This is a genomic window from Halomonas sp. B23F22_20 (assembly GCF_043496985.1).
Taxonomy (GTDB): domain Bacteria; phylum Pseudomonadota; class Gammaproteobacteria; order Pseudomonadales; family Halomonadaceae; genus Halomonas.
Genome location: NZ_JBIEKH010000106.1, coordinates 1 through 637 on the forward strand (window position 1 = coordinate 1; position 637 = coordinate 637).

A 637-nucleotide genomic window follows, 5' to 3' on the forward strand; every position below is an offset into this window, starting at 1 on the left:
GTGGGGGTGAGCCTAAAGCGATCGATGGGACTCTTTCCTTTATGATCGGAGGCGAGAGTCAGGTTTGTGAACAGGTACAGCCATTGCTAGAAGTGATGGGATCATCAATTGTCCGTGTTGGGGAAATCGGAAGTGGAACTGCTGCTAAGTTAGCGAATCAAATTATGGTGAACGTGAATATAGCCGCTATGTCAGAGGCGCTGACACTTGCAGAGAAGTCAGGAATTGATATTGGCAAGATGTATGAAGCGGTTCGAGGTGGGCTCGCAGGCAGTGCCGTACTGGATGCGAAAGTTCCGCTTATCTTAGATCGGAACTTTGTGGCAGGCGGCCGTATTGATATAAATGCGAAAGATTTAACGAATGTACTGGGGACGGCAGAGGAGCTTGATGTGGATCTTCCTTTATCCACTCAGGTTCTTTCCATGTATCAGGAGCTCATTGATGATGGGAAAGGAGCCGATGATCACGGCGGACTCATTCAATATTATGAGAAGAAGTCAGGAGTCATTGCGGGAGAAGCAGCTAGGAAAGGGTGAGGAATCATGAGTAGAAGACAGATGCAAGACATTTTAGAGCTTCCAATGTTAAATGGGTCTCATTTAAGAGAAGAGTGGGAAGAGGTCAGATCTTCTTT

The 637-nt window shown here is 46.8% G+C and carries 1 protein-coding gene; it reads left to right on the top strand.

All coding sequences use genetic code 11. The annotated features are described in order from the left end of the window. Positions 1-539 (top strand): NAD-binding protein (locus ACGTN6_RS20815; protein ID WP_394594993.1); only part of this gene is annotated, 539 nt, incomplete at its 5' end. Between the last annotated feature and the right edge of the window lie 98 nt (positions 540-637).